Genomic DNA, 22,919 nt, shown 5'->3' with positions numbered 1-22,919 from the left:
ACTCCGCTCCAGGCGCGAGGGCTCGGTGTTAAGTGTCCGCTCCCGCGAGTGTTGGCCGTGCGGTCGCGACTGACGTCGCTCCTATAGGGGTGAGAGCCGCGGTAGCATGACCCATCCCCGCGGAGCCCACCATGATCACCGTCCACCACCTCAACAACTCCCGCTCCCAGCGCGTGCTCTGGCTGCTCGAGGAACTGGGCCTGGACTACACCGTGGTGCGCTACCAGCGCGACTCGAAGACCATGCTCGCGCCGCCGGAACTGAAGAAGATCCACCCGCTGGGCAAGTCGCCGGTGGTGGTGGATGGCGAACACGTCCTGGCCGAATCCGGCGCCATCCTCGAATACCTGGTCGAGCGTTACGACACCGCGCGCCGGTTCGCGCCTTCGCCCGGCACGGCCGAACACCTGCGCTACCGCTACTGGCTGCATTACGCCGAAGGCTCGGCGATGCCGCCGATGCTGCTCAGCCTGGTGTTCTCCCGCCTGAAGAAGGCGCCGATGCCGTTCTTCGCCCGACCCATCGCGCGTGGCATCGCCGACAAGGCGATGCGGACCTTCGTCGGTCCGCAGGTACAGCTGCACCTGGGCTACATGGAAAGCGAACTGGGCAGGGCGCCGTGGTTCGCCGGCGACCCGTTCAGCGCAGCCGACATCCAGATGAGTTTTCCGGTCGAAGCGGCGGCGGTACGCGCCGGACTGGAGGCCTATCCGAACCTGGCCGGATTCCTGCAGCGCATCCACGCCAGACCGGCCTACCAGCGTGCGCTGGAACAGGGCGGGCCGTTCGACCTGCTGGGCTAGGCGGGATGCAGCATCCCATGCCACCGGGTGGAACCGGATCGCCTGCGTCCCCATGACGATGGCATCGTCATTGCCGGTGTCCCCATGATCCCTTACTCGCTCCTCGACCTCGCACCTGTCTGCGAGGGCAGCGATACCACCCAGGCGTTCGTGCACATGCGCGATCTGGCGCAGCATGCCGAGCGCTGGGGGTATACCCGCTACTGGCTGGCCGAACACCACAACATGCCGGGCATCGCCAGCGCCGCGACGGCGGTGCTGATCGGGCACGTAGCCGGTGCGACATCCACCATCCGCGTGGGGGCCGGCGGCATCATGCTGCCCAACCACTCACCGCTGCAGGTGGCCGAGCAGTTCGGCACGCTGGCGTCGCTGTATCCGGGCCGCATCGATCTGGGCCTGGGCCGTGCGCCGGGCACCGACCAGGCGACGGCGCGCGCGTTGCGGCGCTATTTCGACAGCGCCGAGCAGTTTCCGCAGGACGTACAGGAAGTGCTGCGCTACTTCGAGCCGGTGCAGGAGGGCCAGGCGGTGCGTGCCGTACCCGGTGCGGGCCTCGATGTGCCCGTGTGGCTGTTGGGCTCGAGCCTGTTCGGCGCGCAGCTGGCCGCCGCCCTGGGGCTGCCGTACGCGTTCGCTTCCCATTTCGCGCCCGATGCGATGGACCAGGCGCTGCTGCTGTACCACCGCGACTTCCGCCCGTCGAAGCGGCTGGCCAAGCCGCATGCGATGCTGGCCCTGAATGTCGTGGCGGCCGAGACCGACGAGGAAGCACGGTACCTGTTCACCACCCAGCAGCAGGCGTTCGTCAACCTGCGGCGTGGGCGTGCGGGCCTGGTGCCGCCGCCGATCGACGACATTGAAGCGTTCTGGGAGCCGCACGAGAAGGCCGGCGTGGCCCAGGCACTGGCCTGCGCCGTCGTCGGCAGCCGCGTTACGGTGCGCAAGGGCATCGCCGACTTCATCCAGCGCCACCGTCCGGACGAACTGATGCTGACGGCCAACATCTTCGATCACGGCAAGCGCCTGCGCTCGTTCGAGATCGCGGCGGACGTCATGCCATCGTAGGGTGGGCCCCGGCCCACCGTCGTACGGGGTCGGATGCGACAAGAGGGTGCGCCAAGGCCCACCCTACGCGGTGCCTCGTTGGACGAACGGCACACGCTCGTAGAGCCTGCGCTCGCCGCCGCGTGGATCGTCCTGCATGCCGGATGTGTCGTCGAACACCATCGTCTGCCGCCGAGGCAACGTGTACGGCGCCCATGCGGGCAGGCCGGCGTGGTTCGGATCGCCGTGACGGGCGAGGGCGATCAAGGCTTCGCTCATGCGCGCGGCCATCGCACGCGCCCGTGCGTCATCGCCGGTCTTCGACCCATCGGCCGCCACGTTGTCGAACACCAGCGGGATGTCGAGCGTGTGGAAGGCGCGCAGGCGTCCGTCTTCGGCCGGCGAACGCCAGTCCAGCTGGTAGACCCAGGCAGGCGCTCCCTGCTTCGCCCGCTCCTCGGCCTCGATGATGGCGCCGCGCCAGGAGCGGCCCGCGGTGGTGGCGGCGAAGAACACCTCTGACGGCGTGTAGTCGGGATACAGCCGGCGATACTCGGCGATCACCACGTCCGGCGACAGGTCGACGTACTGCTGCTCGCGCAGCTTCTGCGGCAACTGGTCCCAGGCCAGCGCGAAGTTCGCTTCGTCGTTGCCCAGGAACGCGCGCGTCTCATCGCGCGTGTTGCCGATGACCATCGGGATGCGTGCCGACTGTGCGGGTGCATCCGGATAGAACGGATGCCGCGGCAGGTTGTGCGTGTCCAGAACGGGCCCGAAGTAGAGCGAGGTGTCCTCCACCCGCGACGGATCGCGCACGCGCGTGGCCTCCAGCAGGCGCGCCATCGGCAGCGCCAGCAGCGCGGCGGTGTCGCGCGGGCCCAGCCCCAGTTCGGCGAGAAACAGCGCAGTGCGCTGCGCGGCGGCACGCGGGCCGGCCGCGGTGACCTGCTGGCCGCTCATCGTCATCGCCCTGTGGAACAGGCCATCGGCGCCCGGCATGGCCATCAGCGTGGCGATCTTGGCGCCGCCGCCCGACTGGCCGAACACGGTGACGTTGCCCGCGTCGCCGCCGAACTCGTGCGCATGCTCGCGCACCCAACGCAGGGCGTCGATCAGGTCCAGCTGGCCGACGTTGCCGGCGTCGTGCAGGCGTTCGTCGCCGCTCTCGCCGAGATACAGGTAGCCGAACGCGTTGAGCCGGTGGTTGACGGTGACCACGACGACATCGCCGCGGCGGCACAGGTTCACGCCGTCGTAGAGGGCATGCGAACCGGAGCCGTTGTTGTAGCCGCCGCCGTGGATGTAGAACAGGATCGGGCGCTTGCCGCCGTCGCGCAGGGCAGGCGTATAGACGTTGAGGAACAGGCAGTCCTCGCTGACGGACTGTCCGTCGGCATCGCCGCGCTGGGGGGCCGAGGCGCCGAAACGGGTCGCATCGCGCGTGCCGGTCCAGGCGGCCTCACGCACCGCTCGCTGGAACCGCCGGCGGGCGGTGTCGCCGCCGTACGGGACGCCACGGAAGACGTGGATGCCGCGTTCCACGAACCCGGCGATGCGCCCGCTGCGCGTGGTCGCGAGCGGCGGTCCGGAAGCCGCTCGGGCAGCGTACAGGCCGGGGCCGACCAGGCCCGCCATCGTGGCGGTGCCGGCGAGCTGGCGCAGGAAATCGCGGCGCGGCTGGGAAGAAGGCGGTTGCAGCGGCACGGAACACCTGTGATGACACCGGTTTCCAAAGGCTAGCAAAGGTGGCCCTGCCAGGAACGCCGCACTGCGTCAGACCGCCATGCCTGCCGCGTGACCCGAGGCCCAGGCCCACTGGAAGTTGTAGCCACCCAGCCACCCGGTGACGTCGAGAACTTCGCCCACGAAGAAAAGGCCGGGCACGTGCCTGGACATCATCGTGCTGCTGGACACGCCGTCGGTGTCCACGCCTCCGAGCGTCACCTCCGCCGTCCGGTAGCCTTCGGTGCCGCTGGCGACCAGGGGCCAGCCGGCCAGCAACGCGGCGGCTTCCTTCAGCTGCGGCGCGTTGAACTGCTTCATCGGCCGGTTGGGCAGCCAGACCTCGCACAGGCGCTGGGCGAAGCGGCGCGGCAGCGCGTCGGACAGGACCGTCTTCAGTTCGGCGTCGGGTCGCTGCCTCTGCTGGGCTTCCAGCCAGTCCAGCGCATCGCGGTCGGGCAGCAGGTCCAGTCGCAGGTCGTCGCCCGGCTGCCAGTATGACGAGATCTGCAGGATCGACGGCCCGCTCACGCCCCGGTGGGTCAGCAGCATGAAGTTGCGGAAGCGCACCTTGCCGCAGCGCGCTTCCACCGGGAACGACACGCCGCTCAGGTCGGCCAGCCGCTCATGGTGCTTGCCGCTCAGGGTCAGGGGCACCAGACCGGCGCGGGTCGGCAGCACGTCGTGGCCGAACAGGCGCGCCAGTTCGTAGCCGAAGCCCGTGGCGCCCATGCTGGGGATCGACAGGCCGCCGGTGGCGACCACCAGCGAGGGCGCCGCGAAGCGGCCCAGGCTGGTGTCCAGCCGGAACACGCCGTCGGCCTGTTCGACCTGGTGCACGCTGCAGCCGGTCTCGATGCGCACGCCGGCGGCCTGGCACTCGTCGACCAGCATCTTCACGATCAGCTTGGACGAGACATCGCAGAACAGCTGGCCCAGTTCCTTCTCATGGTAGGCGATGCGGTGGCGCTCGACCATGTCGATGAAGTCGCCGGGCGTGTAGCGCGCCAGCGCCGATTTGCAGAAATGCGGATTGGCCGACAGGAAGTTGGCCGGCGTGGTGCCGGTGTTGGTGAAGTTGCAGCGCCCGCCCCCCGACATCAGGATCTTCTTGCCGACCTTGTTGGCGTGCTCGACGACCAGTACGCGCAGGCCGCGCTGGCCGGCCGTGAGCGCGGTCATGAGACCGGCCGCGCCGCCGCCGATCACCAGGACGTCGTGGGTGGGCCCCATGCGCTCAGGCGGCCCGTGCGAGCCCTGTCTGGCGGATCGCGGGAATGACGCTGACGACACGGTCGTCGGTCATCCACTGCATCTCGCCGTCCTGGACCATCACGTTGAAGCGCATGCTGCGGACCATCAGCGCCGTCAGGGCGTCGATCGCCTCGGGCGCGATGTCGAGCACGGTCAGGTTGCGATGGCGCGCCAGCAGCGCCGCGTTCCTGTCCCACCAGAGATCGGCCGCGCGGCCGCCGTAGTTGACCACCACGACCTCGCGGGCGCGCCCGCAGGCCTTGCGGATCCGCGATTCGTCCGGCTGGCCCAGGTCGATCCACTGCTCGATCAGGCCGGTGTAGTCCTTGCGCCAGAGGTCGGGTTCTTCCTCATTGCTCAGGCCCTTGCCGAACTCCAGCCGGTCCTCGGCCATCAGCGCAAAGGCGATCAGGCGCACCATCAGCCGCTCATCGGTCTCGGAGGGATGCTGGGCCAGCGTCAGGCCGTGGGTGCCGTAGTAGTGGCGGTCCATGTCGCTGATCTGCAGTTCGGCTTTGACGACAGTGGACTTGAGGGCCATGGCGGGGGTTCTGCGAAAGGGGCGCCATCATACGCCGGGAGCGCTGGCCGGCCGGTTGCAGGCGGTTTTGCCGCAGGCCGGGGAGACCCCTGTTCAGCTCCCAGGAGGCCGGGATTCGCTTTTACGCGAAAACCCCGGTAGAGTGCGCCCCACTGTGCTTGCCAGGGTCACCGTGAATCGTGAGCCTGATGCGGTAGATACATCTGCTACATCTTCCCGCTTTACCAACGCCTGCAAACCCAGTCCCGATCCGGTCCATGCCGGCATCGTGGTCCTTTCATCCATGTTTCAGGAGTTAGTAAAGATGTCTGATCGTCAGACCGGTACCGTCAAGTGGTTCAACGACGCCAAGGGCTTCGGCTTCATCACCCCGCAGAGCGGCCCCGACCTGTTCGTGCACTTCCGCTCGATCCAGGGCAATGGCTTCAAGTCGCTGAAGGAAGGCCAGGCGGTCTCCTTCGTCGCCGTGCAGGGCCAGAAGGGCATGCAGGCCGACCAGGTGCAGGCGCTGTAATCCAGCCCTGAACCCTTGGTTCAAGAAAACGCCGGTGCGCAAGCGCCGGCGTTTTTGTTTGTGGGCCATTCGCACAACGTGTAGGAGCGCCCCATGGGCGCGATGCTTTTCCCGGATCAAAACGGCAACGGCATCGCGCCCATGGGCGCTCCTACGCGATGCGGCTCAGATGTCAGAGCTTGCGCACCCGGAAGCTGCGCCCCTTGATCCTGCCGGCGTTGAGCCGCGCCAGTGCCGCGCCGGCCTTGTCGCGCACGACGGCCACGTAGGTCCGCGTGGCGAAGACGTTGATCTTGCCGATCGCGGACGCGGACAGGCCGGCCTCGCCGGTCAGGGCGCCGAGCACGTCGCCGGGGCGTAGCTTGTCGGTCTTGCCCGCGTCGATGCGCAGCGTGGTCATGGTGGCCGGTGGCGCGGTGTTGGCCTTGGGCGCTGACGGGACGTTGCGGTCCCATAGCAGCGGCGCGCCCAGGCGTTCTTCGATCACCGCAGCCCGCGGCAGCTCGCGCGGCGTGCACAGGCTGATCGCCACGCCTTCGCGGCCCGCACGGCCGGTGCGGCCGATCCGGTGCACGTAGGTGTCGGCGTCGCTGGGCATGTCGTAGTTCACGACCAGCGCCAGGTCCTCGATGTCCAGTCCGCGCGCCGCCACGTCGCTGGCGACCAGCACGTTGCAGCTGCGGTTGGCAAAACGCACCAGCACCTCGTCGCGGTCCCGCTGCTCCATGTCGCCGTGCAGCGCGAGTGCGGAAAAGCCGAAGTGCTGCAGCGAGCCCGCCACCTCGTCCACGTCCTTGCGCATGTTGCAGAACACCACGCACGATTCCACGCCGCGCTGCGCCAGCAGCCCGGCCAGCGCGGTCTGCTTGCGTTCCGGCTCCACGCGCACGAAGCGCTGCTCGATGACGGCCTGCTGCTGCGGCGCGTCCACCGTGACTTCAAGCGGGTCGCGCAGGGTATTTCGGGCGATGTCGCGGATGGCATCGGTGAAGGTGGCCGAGAACAGCAGGCTCTGGCGGTCCTTCGGCGTCTTGCCGGTGATCTCGCGGATCGGCTCCTCGAAGCCCATGTCCAGCATGCGGTCGGCCTCGTCCAGCACCAGCGTGCGCACGCCAGCCAGATGCAACACCTTCTTGCGCAGCAGTTCCTGGATGCGGCCCGGCGTGCCGACCACTACGTGCGGGTCGTGCGCTTCCAGCGAACGGATCTGCGGCTCCAGCGGCAGGCCGCCGCACAGTGTCAGGACCTTGAGGTTGGGCAGGCCCACCGCCAGCCTGCGCAGCTGCTGCGCCACCTGGTCGGCCAGTTCGCGCGTGGGGCAAAGCACCAGCGCCTGGGTGCGCACGGTGGCCAGGTCCAACCGATGCAGCAGGCCCAGGCCGAACGCGGCGGTTTTGCCGCTGCCGGTCGGTGCCTGCGCGATGACGTCGCGGCCGTCGAGGATGGCGGGCAGGCTCTGCGCCTGGATGGGGGTCGGTTGCGTGTAGCCGAGCGCGTCGACGCCCTGCTGCAGGCCGGGCGCCAGCGGGAGATGTTTGAAATCGAGCATGCGGCATTTTCGCAGATCGGCGCCACCGCCGCCCGTCGCCTTACTGCAGGTCGGGGAACTCCTCGTCCGGCAGGGCGATGAAGGCCCAGAACGGCACCTCGTCCGCCGCCCACGCCTGCGAGGCTTCGTCCAGGATGTCGAGCAGGGTGTCGAAGTCGGTCTCGTTGCGCTCGCGCAGCGCGTGGGCTTCCTCGAACAGCAGCACGTAGCCCGGCGCGGGCAGCCAGGACAGATCGCGCAGGCTGTCCGACAAGGCGTCCCAGTTGCGACCGGAGGTGTCCGGGAAGTCCAGCACCGTGGCGATGCGCAGCAGCAGCGCGGCCTTGCCGTCGCAGCCGGACAGGTCGATGCGCCGTGCCAGCAGGCCGGCATCGCGACCGACGGCGGCCAGCGGGCCCAGGTCGTCTTCGGTGACGAAGAACACGCCCGCGTGCGCGGGGTCGGCCAGGCCGGGGTCGAAGCCGGAGTCGCTCATGGCGTGGTGCCCTGGCCGATCTCGAACCGGCGGAAGCTCTCGTAGTGATCGTCGGTGTAGTAGTACTCGCGGGGCGGATCGCCGCCGGTGACGATGCGGCGCGCGCCACGATGCGTCAGTCCGGGCGTGCCCACGGTGTACTCGCGGTAGTAGCCGCGCCCCTGGCGAGGCAGGCGCCCTTCGCGGTTCTGGAAGACGGCGCCGTCCTGCCGGTGCGGGTAGGGACCGCCGCGGGCGATGAGCGTCAGCGTCGCACGCGCCTCGGGCGGCAGGAAGGCGGGCAGGGCGCGGGTGGGCGGTGCGCTGGCCGGCGGCGTGGGCACGTCCCCGGCAAGGCCGCCGGGTCGCGTGTCCTCGACCGGAGGCAGCGAGAGTGTTTCCTTGATGCGCTGCGGATCACCGGCTTCGCGCGCGGCGACGGCCGGCGTCGTATCGGGCGCGTCGTCGCGCTGCGACCACCACCAGGCGCCGCCGATCAGCAGCAGCGCCACGAAGGCGATCAGGGGCAGGCGCAGGCCAGAGGACGGGCGGCGGCGGGAGCGTCGACTCATGCGGGCCTCATTCGGTCAGGAAGCGGCCGCAGCCACGGTAGGTCCTGCCGCCCACCGTAAGCGTCACCGACGCCGGATAGGTGTTGTCGCTCATGCCGTCGTTGCACGCTTCCCGCTGGGTGGTCAGCGAAACGGCGATGCCCTCGGCGGTGCTGCCGACGTAACCCGCCCCGGTCCGGTTCGCCTGCGCCACTTCGATCCTGCGTTGGCCGTAGTCCAACTCGGCCAGCAGGCGCGGCGTCGGGCCGGCCCCGATCTCCACGGTCCAGCCCGGCTCGGTACCCAGGCCGCGGAACACACTGCCCCGTGCCTTGGCGACATCCCAAGGGGAGTCCTGGCCTGCCTGGCGACAGGTGACGGCGGCGCGTCCGGCGAGGGCCAACGTGGCCTCATCCCCTCTGTTCCAGAACGTATTGCCGGCGTCGTCGGCATAGCGCGCGCCCGAGGCGGCAGGCGACTCCGGCAGGGTCACGGTGTTTCCGTCGATCTCAAGCGCCACGCTGCGTGCTGCCGTATCGAAACGCGCGTCGATGCGGCGATCCCCGCACTGCCACGAGGTCGAAGTGCCGGGCTCGCGGGTGGCCCGGACCATGCGGAATTCGACAGGGGTGTCCGCACTGGGCGTGATGGGTACCTGGGTATCGGTGACGAACCACAGGCGCCCCTGCGCATCGCGCAATCCGGCGTGCAGTCCGTATCGTCCGTTCGCTCTGAGCTTCGATGGATCGTAGGGCAGGGTGAAGGCGAAAGGAGGCCCCTGGAGGTCCCGGACGTCGGCGCTGGCGATCACGGCGGCGGGCGTGTCCGCCAGCTGCAGGTCCACCAGCTGGACGCTCAGGATCGCGCCAGGTGGTGGCGCGATACGCTCGAGATAGGAGGCCCGGCCCTGGATCTGCGCGGCCGGTCGTGGCGTCGATGGCGGGTCGGCAGGCGGTGGCGCGGTGATCGGGGACTGGCATGCCGCCAGCCCGAGCAGGCAGGCCGTGGTGAGCAGGGGGCGTAGCATCGCGCAGGCTCCTTGGGGGGCGGTGGACGCGGCCAGCTTAACGGCGTTTCCTGTAATGAAGCGTCAACATGCGCTGGGTGCAGGCGCGACTGCGCGCAGCAGGGAGGGTGCAGCCGCAGCTTGCCGGGTTGACCCGGTCGCGGGGACTGCGCACCCTGCACTGCACTCGGACGGAGCAGGGACATGGCGCAGACGCTGACGGTCATCGGCAACTACCTCTCGCCGTACGTGCGCAAGGTGCTGGTCTGCCTCGAACTGAAAGGCGTTCCCTATCGCATCGATCCCATCGCGCCGTTCGTGGGCGACGAGAACTTCAGCAAGCTCAGCCCGCTACGCCGCATTCCCGTGTTGATCGAAGGCGACCTGGTGCTCAACGACTCCACCGTCATCTGCGAATACCTGCAGGACCGCTTCCCCACGCCCTCGCTGTATCCCGCCGATCCCGTGGAGCGCGCGAAGGCGCGCTGGCTGGAGGAGTACGCGGATTCCTATCTCGGCGATGTGGTGATCTGGCGGATGTTCTTCCAGAAAGGCGTGCGCCGCTTCCTGTTCAACCAAGGTACGGACGAAGAAGTGGTGCGCAAGGCGCGCGAGGAGGAGCTGCCGGTCGCGCTGGACTATCTGGAACCGCGATTGCCCGGGGACGGCTGGATCTTCGGCGAGCTGTCCATCGCCGACATCAGCATCGCCAGCTTCTTCCGCAATGCGGCGTTCGTGAGGTATCAGGTCGATCCGACAAGGTGGCCGCGGACGGCGGCCTTCGTGGAGCGAACGCTGGCCTTGCCGGCCTTCGCAGGACTGGCGGCGTTCGAGGACCGCACGCTGCGCACGCCATTGGCGGAACAACGCGCCGTGCTCGCGCAGATGGGGGCGCCGCTGACCGAGACGACGTACGGCGACGCCGCCCCACGCTACGGCGTCATGCGCTTGGGGTGATGGGGCCTTCGAGCGCTTCCACGGGAACGGCGTCGGTCGCGATCCACGCCGCTCCCATGGCGCCGAGATCGGTCAGGGCAACGTGTCCAGACGCAGCACCGGGTACAGCTGGTAGCGCTCGTCCCACGAGGGATGACGGCGGTAGAAGAACTCCAGGCGTGCGGCAGGACTGTCCGCGAACGCCGTGTCTTCGCGCAGCCGGCGCTCGAACTCGGCCTTCACCGCCGGGTCGCGCAGCATCTCGCGTGCGACGGCTTCGGCCACGTAGTCCTCCATGTACTCCTTGCGTTCGAAGGCGTTGTTGAACCGCCCCCACGCCAGCAGCGAGTCCGGCGCCTTGGGCTCCAGCAGGGCCATCAGCAGGCGCGCCTTGGGCTGGGCGATCGGGACGAACAGTGCGCCCGCGGACGTGGCGCGGGATTCGCGCGTCCAGTCGCCCTCGACCGTCAGGCGCTGGTGGGTTTCCACCGACGCACTCCCGAAGCTGCTCTTCGTCGCACGGAATACCTGTGCGTCCCCTCGCCAGGGTTTGCCCAGCAGGCGGTACTCCACGCCATGCGTCTTCAGCACGGCCGCCACCCAGGAGGCTTCAGCGGCTGGCACCAGGTAGCCCGCGCCGGGCGCTTGGACCACGATGCCCGGACGGATCTCGTCCTTCAGCGGCACCTTCCAGACCTGTGGCGTGGTCTCGTCGTAACGCGTCATCAGGGCGCCGGACACGTCCGACGTCGTGCGCGTGTAGGCGTAGCCACGGAACTCCACGGTGCGCGCGTCAGGAGCTGCGACGTAGGTCAGCGGTTCCTGCCGACCGCCCAGGCGGGCCGCGGCGATATCCGCCTGCTTCGCCGTGCTCAGCCATGACGCTCCATCGCGGGCGACGTGCTCCAGCACGGACACCACCGTGTGGCGGGTGATGCGCACGCGCACCGGATACTCCTTCCAGGAGTGGGTTTCCACCAGCATCGCGATGCGGTTGCGCAGCAGGAAGTAGCCATGCGAGAAGCGCGGTGGCGGCACACCGTCCTCGAAGCCCGAGGTGGGATCGTCCTGCACCACGAAGGAGGGGTAGTAGGGCAGGGGTAGAGATCCCTGCCTGGCCAGATCGTCGATGACGCCTGTGCGCAACGCCAGGCCGGCCTCGCGCAGTCCCTGATCGCCGGCATGCACGGGTTCGACCTGGATCGAGATGTCGTGTTCGAACTGGGCGCCATTGGTCGCGTGCAGGTCCACGGTCACCAGCGGATCCCACCGCTGCACCAGCTGCAGCATCGCCTGCATCTCGGGCGTGTCGGCCTTCAGGTAGTCGCGGTTGAGGTTGTAGTTCTGCGCGGTGGTGCGCCAGCCCATTTCCTTCGGCCCGCGCTGGTTGGGGCGGTTCCACGCGCCGAACCGCTCGTGGCCGTCCACGTTGAACACGGGGACGAACACCCAGACCAGCTTGTCGAGCGCATCCGCCGCCGCCTTGCCTTCCAGTACTTCGCGCAGGGCGAGGAAGCCCGCGTCCTTGCCATCGATCTCACCGGCGTGGATGCCGCCCTGGATCAACACCACCGGCAGGCCACGCCGCTGCGCCTGTTCCGGTGTCAAGGCGCCGCTGGTGGAGGCGACCAGGGCCTTCATCGGGCGTCCTTCGGGCGTGGTGCCGAAGGTGGTGCAGCGCACGGCCTTCGGATACTGGCGGGCGAAGGCGTCGCACAAGGCCACGACTTCCTCGTAGCGGCCTGTCTCGACGAAACCCGAGCGCTCCGACACCGTGGTCAATGCGGACTGGGCATGCGTCAGGGGTGCCAGGGCCAGCAGCAGGATGGCGCAGAGGGATCGCATCGTGGGGAAATCCTGAACAGGGCAGGGGCGCATGATGCCCGGCAATCGCGGTCAGTCCCAGTCCCCGTTCGCCAGCGCGAGGCGTTCCGGCGGTTCGACCCTGCGCGGGCGGATACGGTAACCTTCCGGGACTTTTTCGCCGGAAGATCGGATGAGCACGACCGCAGAAGCCAGCCAGGGCCGCATGCCCCGCCAGATCCCCTACATCATCGGCAACGAGGCCTGCGAGCGGTTCAGCTTCTACGGGATGCGCAACATCCTGGTGCCGTTCCTGATCAGTTCGGTGCTGCTGGCGTACCTGCCGGAAGCGGACAGGGACGGCAAGGCGAAGGACATCTTCCACACGTTCGTGATCGGCGTTTATTTCTTCCCGCTGCTCGGCGGTTGGTTGTCGGACAGGTTCTTCGGCAAGTACAACACGGTCCTGTGGTTGTCCTTGGTCTACTGCGCCGGTCATGCGTGCCTGGCGATTTTCGAGGAGAACCGGACCGGCTTTTACACTGGATTGTTTCTCATCGCGCTGGGCTCGGGGGGCATCAAGCCCCTGGTGTCCGCATTCGTCGGGGACCAGTTCGACCAGAGCAACAAGGACAAGGCGAAGGTGGTGTACGACGCCTTCTACTGGACGATAAATTTCGGTTCGTTCTTTGCATCGCTCCTGATGCCCATCTTCCTCAGGAACCATGGGCCCAGCATCGCATTCGGCATCCCCGGCATCCTGATGTTCGTGGCAACGGTGATCTTCTGGGCCGGACGCAAGAAGTACGTCCATGTGCCGCCTTCGCCCCCCGACCCGGATTCCTTCCTCAATGTGGTGCGCAGCGCCCTCATCGGCCCGGCACCCGGAAAGGGCGCGGGGACGATGTTGGCTGCGGCAGGTGTGGTGCTGGCAGTTGCGTCACTCGCGCTCATTCCCTCGATGGGATTCGTGAAGGCGGTACTGATCGGTTTGGGAGTCCTGATGGGCCTGGTGGGCGTAGGCGCCTCGATGCAGTTGGATCGCGCACGTGCGCGCCATCCTGATGTAGCGATCGAGGGCGTGCGGTCCGTCCTCAGGATCCTGATCGTGTTCGCGCTGGTCACGCCGTTCTGGTCGCTGTTCGACCAAAAGGCGTCCACGTGGGTGCTGCAGGGCCAGGCGATGCATATCCCGCATGAAGCCTGGTGGTGGCCGAGCTGGCTGGTGGTAACCGCGGGCCAGATGCAGGCCTTGAATCCCATCATGGTGATGCTGCTGATTCCATTCAACAATCTGGTGCTGTATCCGTTGCTCCGCAGGATGGGCTATGAGCCGACGGCGCTCCGGCGGATGGGCTTCGGCATCGCGTTCTCCGGCCTTGCGTGGATCGTCGCTGGCGTGATCCAGTTGTGGCTGGACGGTGGCGACCCTGTGACGCTTGCCTGGCAGATCCTGCCCTACCTGCTGTTGACCTTCGGCGAAGTGCTGGTGTCGGCGACAGGTCTCGAATTCGCCTACAGCCAGGCGCCGAGGGCCATGAAGGGCGTAATCATGAGTTTCTGGTTGCTGTCGGTGTCGTACGGCAACCTGTGGGTCCTGATGACCAACGCTGCCATCCGCAACGAATCGGTGATCGGGCAGATCGCCAGCACCGGATTGAGCGAGAACGCATTCCTGATGTTCTTCTTCGCCGGGTTCGCGTTCGTGGCGGCGTTGGCGTTCGCGCTGTACGCCAGGACCTACCCGATGCAGGACAACTACCGCACCGCGGCCTGAGGATCACGCATGAGCGCGCCCATCACCCTGCTGCTGATCGCCGCCACCTGCGTGGTCAGCCTGGTCGCCTTCCGCACGCCCTCGCTGCTGATGCGACTGATCCTGTGGCCACCGGCGATCGACCGCCACCGCCAGTACGACCGGCTGGTGACGTACGGCTTCATCCACGCCGATATCTGGCACCTGTTCTTCAACATGTTCACGCTGTTCTTCTTCGGTCGCCAGATCGAGGGCTGGATGGCGGCGCAGAAGGGGCCGTGGGTATTCCCGCTGTTCTATTTCTCGGCGCTCGTGGTGTCGATCCTTCCCACCTACCTGAAGCACCAGAAGGATCCCAACTACCGCAGCCTGGGCGCGTCCGGCGCGGTGTCCGCAGTACTGTTCGCCTTCATCCTGCTGGCGCCCTGGGCCACGATCGGCGTTTTCTTCATCCCGATGCCGGCCATCGTGTTCGCCGTGCTGTACATCGCCTACAGCATCTGGATGGACAAGCGCGGCGGAGACAACATCAATCATGGCGCACACCTGGCCGGCGCGGCTTACGGCGTGCTGTTCCTGGTGGTGATGGATGCCGGCGTGATCGGCCATTTCCTGGAAGAACTGTCGCAGCCCTCATTCGGTTAAGCGGTCCTTGTGGTTTCGCTCACCTGCGCTGAAGGTGAGCCATGCTATCCCGACGCCATGTCCCGTCCCAGGAGCAGCGCATGGCAACGGCACGCAAGGCGGTCCGCAGTCCCCAGGGCAAGAAGGCCGCCAGCAAGGCGGTGAAGAAGACCACGAAGAACGCCGTCCGCAAGACGGCGACGACGACCTCCAAGGGCACGCCGAAGGCGGCCGGTACCGCGGCCAGGAAAGCCGTGAAGAAGGCGACGGCCGGCAAGGTCGCGAAGAAGACAGCCGCGAAGAAAACAGCCACGAAGAAGACGGCTGCGAAGACGACGGTGAGGAAGACCACCGCCTCGCGAGATGATGCGCTGAAAGCCACGGGCACCCGGGTCGCCGGGAAGACTGCCCGCAAGGCGGCGAAGAAGGCGACAGGCAGCGCCTCCCGGGCGCCGGTCGCGAAAGCGAAGAAGAAAACGGCGAGCAAAGCCTCGTCCGCGGCCCGCAAGACCGCAGCGCGCAAGCAAGCAGCGAAGAAGATCACGCCCGCGCGGGCGCTGGCGACTGCGCGGGCGTTGCTGGAACAGAAGCAGGAGCACGACCGGCAGCCCGCGCCCTGGCAGCAACTCGACGACCACGATCACGGGACTGTGCAGGGCGCTGGCTTCGCATCACCGGAGGCGGCGGGCAAGGCATTGGAGCTGCACGCGGCCGAGAGTCGGATGAAGGCCATCCAGGGCAGCCTGGGAACGCAGGACCGGCGCAACCAGGGCAAGCGCGATCATCGGGGCGAATGAGAGGCGTACCCAGAAGGACGCCCATGGACCCTCCGGCGTGGCCAGGAAGGGACGGGACTCCGGCGCGGCAGTCGCGCCCTAAGGCGGACCCCTGCGCCGCGCCGGAGCACCCGATGGGAGGAGGTGTCTTGCGGCTCAGTCCACCAGCGTGTGCACGGCGTGCACGCTGCCGACTTCGGCACTGGAATAGGTGGACATCAAGCGCTCGTACACGGCGTTGTTCAGGCGCTCGAACTCCCAGTCGCTGGTATGGCCGGTGACGGTCAGCTGGTACAGGCCTTCCAGCAGGGTGAAATCGCTGGCGCTGGCGACGTCGGGCAGTGCTTCGATCAGGCTCATGGTGGAACTCCCAAGTGAAGTCTATGAGCCTGCAGACGCAGCAATCGTGCCAACCCGTATTTCGCGAAACCCATCACGTTTCAGGTCCGCGTAGAATCCCTTCACAAGCATGAATGTGACGCGCAGCGTCAGTTTTGCCCGGTCCGCCCTGGGCATTGGGTCACAATGCCCATGAGCCCCCTGCCACGGAGATCCCATGACCCACGACGCGCCCGCCCTGGATGTGCATCACGACCCTGCCGCCCGCCGTTTCCATACCCGGCTGGAAGGTCGTGAGGCTGAACTCCTCTACTCGCTGCGTGACGGTCGGATGGTCATCGACCACACCGGTGTGCCTGACGCGATCGGAGGCCGGGGCATTGCCGGCCTTCTGGTAAAGGCCGCGCTGGACCTGGCGCGCGCCCGGGGCTGGCGGGTGATACCGGCATGCTCGTATTCCGCCGCCTACGTCCAGCGGCATCCGGAGTACGCCGATCTGATCGAGGGCTGATCCCGCTGGAGGAGGTCAGTGGGGCGGCCTAGAATGACAGCCATCACACGCGGAAGGAGCCCGAAGTGTCCCCCAGCAAGTCCCCCCCCATCCTGCGAACCGCCTGCCTGGCCCTGGTGGTCGCCAGTTCGCTTGCGGCATGCAAGCGCGAATCCGCCCCTGGCGCGCCGCCGACGCAGGCCCCCGCCGCATCGTCACCCGCGGCCGACGCGCCGGCCGATCCGGTAGCCCTGAAGGACGTCATCGAAACGACCGACCGCTACGTGGTGGGCATCAGTTTTCCGGCTTCGGCCAATCGCTACCCTGGGCTGGCGAAGGCGCTGTCCGACTACGCCGCCACCGAACGGGCCGAGTTGATGCAGGCGGTCGAAGCCTTCGGCAACGACAAGCCCAGCGCACCGTACGAGCTGTCGCTGGCCTTCGAGCAGGTGGTGGATACGCCGCATATCGTCGCCATCGCCGCCGATGGCAGCCGCTACACCGGGGGCGCGCATGGCCAACCGCTGATCGCACGGTTCGTGTGGCTGCCGCAGCAGGACGCACGCCTGACGTCGGCCGCGCTGGTGCCCGACGCCAAGGGGTGGCAGGCCATCAGCGATTACGTGCGCGAGCAGCTGCATACGGCCGTGGTGACGCGGGCGGACGAGGACGAACTGCCCGCGGCCGATCGGGCGGCGCTGATCAAGAGCACGTTCCGGATGATCGACGAGGGCACCAAGCCGGAAGCGGGCAACTTCAGCGAGTTCGTGCCCGTGCTGGACACCGCAGGCCGCATCAGCGCGCTGCGCTTCGTGTTCCCGCCTTACCAGGTGGGCCCTTACGCGGATGGCACGCAGACCGTCGACGTGCCAGCGGCCATCCTGCTGCCCCACATCGCGCCGGAGTACGCGGGGCTGTTCGCCCGCTGAGTCCGCCATGCCGCACGTCCGCTTCGAGCACAGGATGCGATCCCTGTTGGCCGAAGCGGATGTGCGGATCGGTGGCGACCGGCCGTGGGACTTCCAGGTCCGCGATCCTCGCGTGTACGCACGCGTGCTCGGTCAGGGCTCGCTGGGTCTGGGCGAGAGCTACATGGACGGATGGTGGGACGCCGAGGCGCTGGACGGCCTGCTGACCCGCCTGCTCGATGCGCATCTGGACGAGCGGGTGCATGGGGCCGGCGAACTGTTCGATGCGCTCCGCGCCCGCCTGACCAACCTGCAGTCGCGCCGTCGCAGTGGCGAGGTGGGACGGCGCCATTACGACCTGGGCAACGACCTGTATGCGGCCATGCTGGGCCGCCGTCTGGTGTACAGCTGCGCCTATTGGCGGAATGCGCAGGATCTGGATGCCGCACAACAAGCCAAGCTGGACCTGGTGTGCAGGAAGCTGCGGCTGGCCCCGGGCATGCGGGTGGTCGACGTGGGATGCGGCTGGGGCGAAGCGCTGAAGTTCGCCGCCGAACGTTACGGGATCACCGGCGTCGGCGTGACCATCTCGGTCGAGCAGGCCGACTACGCGCGTCGCCTGTGCGCGGGGCTGCCCATCGAGATCCGCCTGCAGGACTACCGCGATCTGGACGAGCGGTTCGACGCCGCGTTCTCGTTGGGCATGTTCGAACACGTGGGGGTGAAGAACTACCCGACCTTCTTCGACGTCGTCCGCCGCTGCCTGCCGGCCGATGGCCTGTTCCTGCTGCACACCATCGGCACGAACCGCTCGGTGCAGCGGACCGATCCCTGGATCGCGCGCTACATCTTCCCCAACTCGATGCTGCCGTCTGCGGCGCAGATCAGCCATGCGCTGGAAGGGCGGTTCGTGCTGGAGGATTGGCACGGTTTCGGTGCCGACTACGACCGCACGCTGCAGGCCTGGCGCCACAACGTGGAGGCCGCCTGGGAGCATCTGGATGCGCGCTACGACGCGCGCTTCCGCCGCATGTGGCGGTTCTACCTGTGCGCGTCGATGGCCACGTTCCGCAGCCGTCGTTCGCAGCTGTGGCAACTGGTGCTGTCGCCGTGCGGCGTGCGGGGCGGCTACATTGCGCCGCGCTGAGGGGCTGGAAACGGAAAGAGCAGGCCAAGGCCTGCTCTTCGTACGTACTGCGCGGCCTTCCTGTCAGGCTGCGGGCGGCGAGGGCAGTTCGCGGGCGTTGAAGATGCGTTCGATGACTTCGGCCAGCTCGTCTTCCGAGAACGGCTTGGTCAGGTAGGCCTTGGCGCCCTGGCGCAGGCCCCACATGCGGTCGGTGTCCTGGTCCTTGGTGGTCACCAGGATCACCGGGATGTGCTTGGTGGTGGCCTCGCGGCTCAAGGTGCGGGTGGCCTGGAAGCCGTTGAGGTTGGGCATCACCACGTCCATCAGGACCATGTCCGGCAGCTCGCGCTTGGCGACTTCCACGCCCGCGGCGCCGTCCTCGGCGGTGATGGATTCGTGCCCCAGTTTCTCGACGATGCGCTGGATGCCCAGCAACTGCGAGGGTGAGTCGTCGACGATCAGAATCTTTGCCATGGAGTTCCCCAGTTGTCCCCGGCGTCGATTGTAGAACGTGTTCGGGACAAGACAAATGGCCAAGGCGGTCAGGCGGTGACGCCTGTCGTGCCGCGACCGCCGTTCATCCCATTCGCACGAGGGTGCGACCGAAGGAGCCACCGGCCAGCATGGTCCGGAACACCTCAGGCAGCCCTTCCAACGTGGTTTCCCGGGTGCAGATGGTGTCCAGGTGCGCGGGCTTCCAGTCGCTGGCCAGCCGTTGCCACACCGTGTCGCGGATGTCGCGGGCGGTGCCGGCCGACGCCACGCCCAGCAGGGAGACCCCGCGGATGATGAAGGGCATCACCGTGGTCGCCAGGTCCGCGCTGGCGGCCAGTCCGGCGGTGGCCACGTTGCCGTAGGGAACGGTCTGCGCCAGCAGGCTGGCCAGCATGGGGCCCCCGACGTTGTCCAGGCCGCCGCCGAAACGGGCGGTTTCCATCGGGCGGCTGGTGGCCAGCGCGTCGCGCGGCAGGACCTTGCGCGCGCCGATGGCAGTCAGATAGCCGGCATTCTCCGGTTTACCGCTGATGGCATGCACCTCGAACCCGGCCTTGCTGAAGATGTCCACCGCCAGCGACCCCACGCCACCGGTCGCCCCGGTGACCGCCAGTGGCCCGAGGTCCGGGGTCTGCCGGTTCTCGCACATGCGGAACAGGGCCAGCGCCGCGGTGAAGCCGGCCGTGCCCAGGATCATGCTCTCGCGCAGGGTGAGGCCGGACGGGAGCGGGATGATCCACTTGGCCTCCAGCCGCGCGTACTCCGCGTACCCGCCGTCACGGGTCTCGCTGAGGCCGCAGCCCGTGACGAGCACGGCGTCGCCTTCCTTGAAGGCGGGATCGGTGGAAGCCACCACATGCCCTGCGACATCGATGCCACCCACCAGCGGGAACCGTCGCAGGATCTTGCCTTCGCCCGTGCCGGCCAGCGCGTCCTTGTAGTTGACGGACGAGTAGGCGGTCTTGACGACCACTTCGCCGGGGTTCAATCCGTCGAGCGTGAGCGTTTCGATGCCAGCACGGTAGCCGGCGTCGTCGTTGTGGATGCGGAAGGCGTTGAAGGGGGTGGATAGGGTCATGAAATGGCTCGTTCAATCAAAGAATGTCGGGATATAGATCGCGCCATATCGGGCTCGCATCCTCGATGAGTCGGATCTTCCAGACCCGTTTCCATGCTTTCAGGGCCTTCTCGCGCAGGATCGCAGAATCCATCACGGCGTGGACCTCATACCAGACCAAAGTATGGACGTGGTAGCGCCGCGTAAAGCCATCCACATAGCCCTGCCTGTGCTGCCAGACCCGCCCCGGTAGATCAGACGTGACGCCAATGTAGAGGGTGCCTCTTGGCTGGCTCGCCAGCATGTAGACACAGGGAATCCTTTCCCGACGCATTGCAGGCTCTCCGTGGCCCATCGTGTTTCCTGCCGGGCACTATAAACCGATTCTGTTGGGCACCACCCGGCTCGTCATTCCAGCGCATGCTGGAATCCATGGTCCTTGAGTGCCGCAATCTGCCGGCAAGAGCAAGATGGGTCCCAGCTTTCGCTGGGACGACGGTGATGGTTACACGGGTGGAGATGCCCCGGCGGGTCATTCCAGCGCATGCAATGGAATCCATTGCCTTTGAGTGCCGCAATCTGCCGGCAAGAGCAAGATGGGTCCCAGCTTTCGCTGGGACGACGGTGATGGTTACACGGGTGGAGATGCCCCGGCTGGTCATTCCAGCGCATGCTGGAATCCATTGCCTTTGAGTGCCGCAATCTGCCGGCAAGAGCAAGATGGGTCCCAGCTTTCGCTGGGACGACGGTGATGGTTACACGGGTGGAGATGCCCCGGCTGGTCATTCCAGCGCATGCTGGAATCCATTGCCTTTGAGTGCCGCAATCTGCCGGCAAGAGCAGGCTGGATCCCAGCTATCGCTGGGACGACGGTGATGGCTACACGGGTGGGGCGTGCCTCGGCTCGTCATTCCAGCGCATGCTGGAATCCATTGCCATGAATGCCGTGATCTACCTGCAAGAGGACAATGGTTTCCGGCTCTCGTCGGGACGAGGGCGCCATTACCGCAACGACTTCCGCCGCTTCTCATCCATCCACTTGTCCGCCTGGGCCGGGGTGTAGGCGCTCATCCAAGCGACCATGGCATCGAGATCGTCGCCATGCCACAGGTCGTTGCGCTGTTCCGGGTGCAGGAAGCGTTCTTCGACCATGCGGTCGATCATGCCCATCAGCGGCGTATAGAAGCCTTCGACATCGAGGAAGGCGCAGGGCTTGTCGCCGATGCCGAGCTGGCGCCAGGTCAGCATCTCGAACATCTCGTCCAGCGTGCCGAAACCGCCGGGCAGGGCGACGAAGGCGTCTGACAGGTCGAACATGCGCTGCTTGCGCTCGTGCATGTTGGCGACGACTTCCAGCCTGGTCACGCCCTTGTGCGCGACTTCCCAATTGACCAGTTGCTCGGGAATCACGCCGACCACTTCGCCGCCTGCGGCGAGCACCGCATCGGCGACGATGCCCATCAGTCCGACGTTGCCGCCGCCATAGACCAGTTGCAGGCCTTCCTTCGCGATGCGGTCGCCCAGGGCGATCGCGCGTTCGGTGTAGGCGGGCTTGCTGCCGGCGTTGGAGCCGCAGTAGACGCAGATGCTCTTCATGGTCGGGGTCCTGTGTTGCCTGTTGTCTGAAACGCAAAACGCCAGGCTTGGCCTGGCGCATGCGGATCACGGCGGCGGCCTCGCCGCCGTGCGGGCCTCAATTGGCCTTGTGGATCGCGCGCTTGTGCACGGCCATCGCGGCGTCGTGCACCGCTTCCGACAGCGACGGGTGCGCATGGCAGATGCGGGCCAGGTCGTCGGCGGAGCCCTTGAACTCCATCGTGAGCACGCCTTCGTGCACCAGCTCCGACACGTTGGCGCCGACCAGGTGCATGCCCAGCACGCGATCGGTTTCGGCGTCGGCGATGACCTTCACGAAGCCTGCGGGCTCGGCCATCGCCACGGCACGGCCCACCGCGGCGAACGGGAAGGAGCCCGCCTTGTAGGCCACGCCTTCGGCCTTGAGCTGCTGCTCGGTCTTGCCGACCCAGGCGATCTCGGGCGAGGTGTAGATGACCCACGGAATGGTGTCGAAGTTGACGTGTCCCGGCAGGCCGGCGATCAGCTCGGCGACCGCGATGCCTTCCTCGAAGCCCTTGTGCGCCAGCATCGGCCCACGTACGCAGTCGCCGATCGCCCACACGCCGTCGACGCCGGTGTGGCAGTGCGCGTCCACTTCCACCTGGCCACGCTCGTTGAGCTTGACGCCGGTGCCGTCGGCCAGGAGGCCCTTGCTCGCGGCGCGGCGGCCCACGGCGACCAGCAGCTTGTCCACGGTCAGCGTCTTCTCGCCTTCGGCGTCGCTGTAGGTGACCACGACTTCCTTTTTCTTGCCCTTGCCCGTGACTTCGGTCTTCGACACCTTGGCGCCAAGGCGGATGTCGAGGCCCTGCTTCTTGAACTCGCGCGCGGCGACCTTCGCCACTTCACTGTCGGCGACGGCAAGGAAATCGGGCAGGGCCTCGAGGATGGTGACCTCGGCGCCGAGGCGCTTCCATACGCTGCCCAGTTCCAGCCCGATCACGCCTGCGCCGATCACCGCCAGGCGCTTGGGAACCTCGGTGAAGTCCAGTGCCCCCACGTTGTCGACGATGTACTCGTTGTCGAACTTGGCGAACGGCAGTTCGATGGATTCCGAACCGGCGGCGAGGATGACGTTGGTGCCCTTCAGTTCGACGTCGCTGCCGTCGTGCTGCTTCACCTTGACGAGGTTGCCCGGCTGCAACTGTCCGAAGCCGTAGTAGGCGGTCACCTTGTTGGCCTTGAACAGCTGCGCGATGCCGCCGGTGAACTGCTTCACGATGGCGTCCTTGCGGCCGACCATGGTGCCCACGTCGATCTTCGCGTCCTTGACGCTGATCCCGTGCTGTTCGAACTGGTGGGTCAGGTTGTGGTACTGGTGCGAGGAATCCAGCAGCGCCTTGGACGGGATGCAGCCGACGCGCAGGCAGGTGCCGCCCAGCGCGGGCTTGCCGTCCTTGCCCAGCGCCGCATCGATGCACGCGACCTTCATGCCCAGCTGCGCGGCGCGGATGGCGGCGTGGTAGCCGGCCGGACCGGCACCGATGACGACGACGTCGAATTGTTCGGTCATTTCATTCGCTCAAAAATAGAAGTGAGTGGAGAGAA

At 67.2% G+C, this 22,919-nt stretch carries 24 protein-coding genes; 10 read left to right on the top strand and 14 right to left on the bottom strand.

The window, feature by feature from the left end; translation table 11 throughout:
* The first annotated feature begins 131 nt into the window (after positions 1-131).
* Both V8246_RS15740 and V8246_RS15735 read left to right on the top strand, forming a co-directional pair.
* On the top strand, positions 132-803 hold the full coding sequence (locus V8246_RS15740) for a glutathione S-transferase (protein ID WP_336190051.1): 672 nt from the start codon (positions 132-134) through the stop codon (positions 801-803).
* An 84-nt stretch (positions 804-887) separates the two neighbouring features.
* The gene (locus V8246_RS15735) at positions 888-1,871 is read left to right on the top strand and encodes an LLM class flavin-dependent oxidoreductase (RefSeq protein ID WP_336190050.1); all 984 of its coding nucleotides are present in this window, start codon (positions 888-890) and stop codon (positions 1,869-1,871) included.
* Between the two features lie 63 nt (positions 1,872-1,934).
* Here the strand turns inward: V8246_RS15735 and V8246_RS15730 are convergent, their stop codons facing one another.
* The 3 genes from V8246_RS15730 to V8246_RS15720 form a co-directional block, all read right to left on the bottom strand.
* Positions 1,935-3,485, bottom strand: coding sequence for a carboxylesterase family protein (locus tag V8246_RS15730; protein ID WP_336190098.1), 1,551 nt, complete (start codon positions 3,483-3,485; stop codon positions 1,935-1,937).
* 138 nt (positions 3,486-3,623) lie between these two features.
* A complete protein-coding gene (locus V8246_RS15725) occupies positions 3,624-4,805 on the bottom strand; it encodes an NAD(P)/FAD-dependent oxidoreductase (protein WP_336190049.1) in 1,182 nt (393 codons plus the stop codon).
* Between the two features lie 4 nt (positions 4,806-4,809).
* Complete coding sequence (locus V8246_RS15720; RefSeq protein WP_336190048.1) at positions 4,810-5,367, bottom strand: YaeQ family protein; 558 nt, start codon at positions 5,365-5,367, stop codon at positions 4,810-4,812.
* A 304-nt stretch (positions 5,368-5,671) separates the two neighbouring features.
* Between V8246_RS15720 and V8246_RS15715 the strand changes: the two genes are divergently transcribed.
* Positions 5,672-5,881, top strand: coding sequence for a cold-shock protein (locus tag V8246_RS15715; RefSeq protein WP_162110978.1), 210 nt, complete (start codon positions 5,672-5,674; stop codon positions 5,879-5,881).
* A gap of 172 nt (positions 5,882-6,053) precedes the next feature.
* On the opposite strand, the gene dbpA is transcribed toward V8246_RS15715, so the two are convergent.
* From dbpA to V8246_RS15695, 4 genes are read right to left on the bottom strand one after another with little or no spacing between them, the layout of a single operon-like run.
* Positions 6,054-7,430 (bottom strand): ATP-dependent RNA helicase DbpA, encoded by a 1,377-nt coding sequence (gene dbpA / locus V8246_RS15710; RefSeq protein WP_336190047.1) that lies wholly within the window; start codon positions 7,428-7,430, stop codon positions 6,054-6,056.
* 40 nt (positions 7,431-7,470) lie between these two features.
* Positions 7,471-7,905 (bottom strand): barstar family protein, encoded by a 435-nt coding sequence (locus tag V8246_RS15705; protein ID WP_336190045.1) that lies wholly within the window; start codon positions 7,903-7,905, stop codon positions 7,471-7,473.
* Positions 7,902-8,456 (bottom strand): ribonuclease domain-containing protein, encoded by a 555-nt coding sequence (locus V8246_RS15700; RefSeq protein WP_336190044.1) that lies wholly within the window; start codon positions 8,454-8,456, stop codon positions 7,902-7,904. Before V8246_RS15700 ends, V8246_RS15705 begins: the two co-directional genes overlap by 4 nt.
* A gap of 7 nt (positions 8,457-8,463) precedes the next feature.
* Positions 8,464-9,462, bottom strand: a complete 999-nt coding sequence (locus V8246_RS15695) for a YbaY family lipoprotein (RefSeq protein WP_336190043.1) — start codon at positions 9,460-9,462, stop codon at positions 8,464-8,466.
* A 183-nt stretch (positions 9,463-9,645) separates the two neighbouring features.
* Between V8246_RS15695 and V8246_RS15690 the strand changes: the two genes are divergently transcribed.
* Entirely contained in the window at positions 9,646-10,398 is a 753-nt protein-coding gene (locus tag V8246_RS15690) for a glutathione S-transferase family protein (protein ID WP_336190042.1), read from the top strand.
* Between the two features lie 72 nt (positions 10,399-10,470).
* Here the strand turns inward: V8246_RS15690 and V8246_RS15685 are convergent, their stop codons facing one another.
* Positions 10,471-12,222, bottom strand: coding sequence for a M14 family metallopeptidase (locus V8246_RS15685; protein WP_336190040.1), 1,752 nt, complete (start codon positions 12,220-12,222; stop codon positions 10,471-10,473).
* Between the two features lie 151 nt (positions 12,223-12,373).
* Here V8246_RS15685 and V8246_RS15680 point away from each other — a divergent pair, with 151 nt between their 5' ends.
* From V8246_RS15680 to V8246_RS15670, 3 genes are all read left to right on the top strand, one after another.
* Complete coding sequence (locus tag V8246_RS15680) at positions 12,374-13,957, top strand: oligopeptide:H+ symporter (RefSeq protein WP_336190039.1); 1,584 nt, start codon at positions 12,374-12,376, stop codon at positions 13,955-13,957.
* Between the two features lie 9 nt (positions 13,958-13,966).
* Positions 13,967-14,581: a rhomboid family intramembrane serine protease gene (locus V8246_RS15675; RefSeq protein ID WP_336190038.1), complete on the top strand. Its 615-nt coding sequence runs from the start codon at positions 13,967-13,969 to the stop codon at positions 14,579-14,581.
* An 80-nt stretch (positions 14,582-14,661) separates the two neighbouring features.
* Positions 14,662-15,357, top strand: coding sequence for a hypothetical protein (locus V8246_RS15670; RefSeq protein ID WP_336190037.1), 696 nt, complete (start codon positions 14,662-14,664; stop codon positions 15,355-15,357).
* Positions 15,358-15,492: 135 nt separating this feature from the next.
* Here the strand turns inward: V8246_RS15670 and V8246_RS15665 are convergent, their stop codons facing one another.
* A complete protein-coding gene (locus V8246_RS15665) occupies positions 15,493-15,696 on the bottom strand; it encodes a hypothetical protein (RefSeq protein ID WP_336190036.1) in 204 nt (67 codons plus the stop codon).
* A gap of 196 nt (positions 15,697-15,892) precedes the next feature.
* On the opposite strand from V8246_RS15665, the gene V8246_RS15660 reads away from it, so the two are divergent.
* From V8246_RS15660 to cfa, 3 genes are all read left to right on the top strand, one after another.
* Positions 15,893-16,186, top strand: a complete 294-nt coding sequence (locus V8246_RS15660) for a GNAT family N-acetyltransferase (protein ID WP_336190035.1) — start codon at positions 15,893-15,895, stop codon at positions 16,184-16,186.
* Positions 16,187-16,251: 65 nt separating this feature from the next.
* Positions 16,252-17,094, top strand: coding sequence for a DUF3298 and DUF4163 domain-containing protein (locus V8246_RS15655; RefSeq protein WP_336190033.1), 843 nt, complete (start codon positions 16,252-16,254; stop codon positions 17,092-17,094).
* Between the two features lie 7 nt (positions 17,095-17,101).
* The gene (gene cfa / locus V8246_RS15650) at positions 17,102-18,220 is read left to right on the top strand and encodes a cyclopropane fatty acyl phospholipid synthase (protein WP_336190032.1); all 1,119 of its coding nucleotides are present in this window, start codon (positions 17,102-17,104) and stop codon (positions 18,218-18,220) included.
* A gap of 63 nt (positions 18,221-18,283) precedes the next feature.
* On the opposite strand, the gene pilH is transcribed toward cfa, so the two are convergent.
* From pilH to lpdA, 5 genes are all read right to left on the bottom strand, one after another.
* On the bottom strand, positions 18,284-18,676 hold the full coding sequence (gene pilH / locus V8246_RS15645; RefSeq protein WP_162108793.1) for a twitching motility response regulator PilH: 393 nt from the start codon (positions 18,674-18,676) through the stop codon (positions 18,284-18,286).
* Positions 18,677-18,779: 103 nt separating this feature from the next.
* Complete coding sequence (locus tag V8246_RS15640; protein ID WP_336190031.1) at positions 18,780-19,775, bottom strand: YhdH/YhfP family quinone oxidoreductase; 996 nt, start codon at positions 19,773-19,775, stop codon at positions 18,780-18,782.
* A 16-nt stretch (positions 19,776-19,791) separates the two neighbouring features.
* The gene (locus tag V8246_RS15635) at positions 19,792-20,058 is read right to left on the bottom strand and encodes a GIY-YIG nuclease family protein (RefSeq protein WP_336190030.1); all 267 of its coding nucleotides are present in this window, start codon (positions 20,056-20,058) and stop codon (positions 19,792-19,794) included.
* 698 nt (positions 20,059-20,756) lie between these two features.
* A complete protein-coding gene (locus tag V8246_RS15630; protein WP_336190028.1) occupies positions 20,757-21,350 on the bottom strand; it encodes a TIGR00730 family Rossman fold protein in 594 nt (197 codons plus the stop codon).
* A 97-nt stretch (positions 21,351-21,447) separates the two neighbouring features.
* The gene (gene lpdA, locus V8246_RS15625; RefSeq protein ID WP_336190027.1) at positions 21,448-22,884 is read right to left on the bottom strand and encodes a dihydrolipoyl dehydrogenase; all 1,437 of its coding nucleotides are present in this window, start codon (positions 22,882-22,884) and stop codon (positions 21,448-21,450) included.
* Positions 22,885-22,919 lie beyond the last annotated feature (35 nt).

It is taken from the genome of Pseudoxanthomonas sp. F11 (assembly GCF_037046485.1).
Taxonomy (GTDB): Bacteria; Pseudomonadota; Gammaproteobacteria; order Xanthomonadales; family Xanthomonadaceae; genus Pseudoxanthomonas_A.
The sequence above is the reverse complement of the archived record's forward strand: the minus strand, read 5'-3'. Positions and strand labels throughout refer to the sequence as shown.